1 protein-coding gene and 1 pseudogene are annotated in these 2,297 nt (G+C 63.4%); both read right to left on the bottom strand.

What is annotated here, in order from left to right; translation table 11 throughout:
• Positions 1 to 77 precede the first annotated feature (77 nt).
• On the bottom strand, positions 78 to 1,655 hold the full coding sequence (locus ACXJ7R_RS30380) for an alpha/beta hydrolase family protein (protein WP_457155044.1): 1,578 nt from the start codon (positions 1,653 to 1,655) through the stop codon (positions 78 to 80).
• Positions 1,656 to 1,664: 9 nt separating this feature from the next.
• Positions 1,665 to 2,297: pseudogene (locus ACXJ7R_RS30375) on the bottom strand (hypothetical protein); the annotation flags it as partial.

Below are 2,297 nucleotides of genomic sequence, written 5' to 3'. Positions count from 1 at the left end.
GGTCAGGTGCCGATAATTGCTATATATCGTCGAACGCATCGCCAGAATGTATTTGGCAAAGCGTGACGCAATCGGCGTCAACGTCGCGGTTTGGGTGCACTGGCAGCAAGTCCGGCAATCCACCCAGCAACGGCTGCGAGATACTCCGGGTTCGGTGGCAGATCCTGGCGGTAACGCTCCGGCGTCGACATTTCGGGCTCGAGCCGGAATAGATGGTCGGCGTTGTGGATTTCCTTGTATGTGGAGCGGACATTGTGGCTGCGGGCGGCGCGGTGCAGCGCTTTGGCATCACGGTCTGCCGATGTCTGAATGTCTTTGTCGCCGTGCAAGATCAGCATCGGACAGCGGACGGCTCCAACCGCTGCGCGTGGATCGGTTTCGAGAACGGCCGGATCGGTGAGCGGTCTCAGGCCCCCGAGCCGCAGTTCCGCGCCATCTGTCCTTGCTTCCCGGTCGAGCCACTGCCGTAGTGCCGCGTCTCGCTTGCCGGCCTCTTCTTCCGACACGTGCAGGCGTGCGCTCTCGCGTGCATTCTGTTCCATCAGGATATCGCGCAACGGCCTGCCCGGGGGGGCAAGCAGGATCAGGCCGGCCGGCGCCAGGGCCGGGTCGGTCGACAACAGCTGCAGGATCACAAGGGCGCCCAGGCTATGACCGGCTGCGAAAAGATGCAGGGCATCGATGTCGGCGCGCGCGGCGAGCCAGCGCCAGGCGGCGGCGGCATCGGCCAGCCGCGTCGCGCCCAAGGGGCGGTCGGCCTTGCCGAATCCGGTTTTGCCTGCTCCGCGCGCATCTATCGCCAGGCTGGCTACGCCGACTTGCGCGAGCGCATCCATCGTCTCGAGTGTCTTCAGGCGCATGCCGGGCGCACCGCCCCAGCGGGTGATGGAGCCCGATCCATTCAGGAACAGGCAGGCCGGACTAGGCCCGGCGGGTTTGCGTCCGTGCACGAACAGGCTGTGCAGCGTGATATCCTCGCTTTCGATCGTAACTTCTTCGCGGTCGATGCCAGGGGGAGGCGGTGGTGGTTCGATGCTTTCCTCGGCGCCGCGAAGGGTCTCAATCGGCGCCGCGTGGAACACCGGCGTGCCCGCCCGCCCGATAAGCGTTCCCTTCTCGTCCATTCCCACGGCGGAGACCAGGGCGCCACTGGCGCTCATGTTGAGCCGTATGCCGATCGACGTCTCCCAGTCCAGCGCTCCGGCGGGCGCGACGTCGAAGTCGCGCACTGCCAGCGCTTCGGGTGAAAAGTAGTGAAGTTTGCGCGGACCTTCATCGCGATCGAGCGCGGCAAGACAGCGCGAAAGCTGAAGAAGTAAATTCTGTTGAAGCACGAGGTCGGGTGCGACAGTCAGCGCCAACTCATGCTCGTTGCCGTCGCGCAAGGTCAGGAGCGCACGGTTCTGACCGAAAACGGCGCGGTGAAGCACGGCGCCGGATGAAAACAGCGAATAGGTCGCAACCTTGCCGTCGTCACCGATTTCAATGACTGCCGCTTCTTGAACAGGCTTGGGTCCGCCAACCTTCTCGGCGTGCGTGGTCCAGTGATATTCGTCGACGGTCGACGCTACCCGCCGCCGCGCCTGTTCGACGAAGAGTTCGCCGCGAAGCAAAATTTGGAAACCCTCCATGAGAGGCAAATCGATTGGCTTCATTGCACCGGCTCAGGTCACCGCCGCTTCGTCTTGTCGGGCAAAGCGCATCGATGGCGCCGCCATATCCACGTGCTCGGCATCCTGGCTCGTGTCGGCGGCAACTTGGATCGCCAGCGCAAGGTAGAGATCGTCCTCCTGGAGAACGAGGTCGTTTTGGATGAAGCCTTGCACCGTTTTGGCCACGGTTTCCTCGTCCCATGCGCGATCGGGCGCAACGCCGCGCAAATTGGCGGTGAGAGAAGCAATGGATTGAATGCTGTCGAGGCCGAGATAGACGAGCCGATCGTCCCCGACCAATATGTAAGGGCGAACCGGGTGATCCGGCCGCAGGTCGATGATGGTAACCAGATCGGTGCCGACGATAGCGCTCAGCGCGGCGTGCCGGTGCTCCTGCTTCCAGTCCTGCGCCTCGCGCCAGGCGCGATTGATCCCCTCCAGCGTCTGCGCGTCGGTGGTCCCGCGGTAGGTGAAGAAATAGGCGATGCGCGCCCGTGCACCTGGTGAAACGCCCGGGTAGCAAAGGTCATAGGATGGGTATGGCTTGATGTCGGAAAGCCCGAAATCGTCCGGCCGGTCGAACATCGGCGAGAATCGGTCCAGCCGAAACGCAGCGAAGGACGACGGCGGGGTCAGGTGACGTAT

The organism is Mesorhizobium sp. P5_C1 (assembly GCF_054049815.1).
This window is presented reverse-complemented; position numbering and strand designations above follow the sequence as displayed.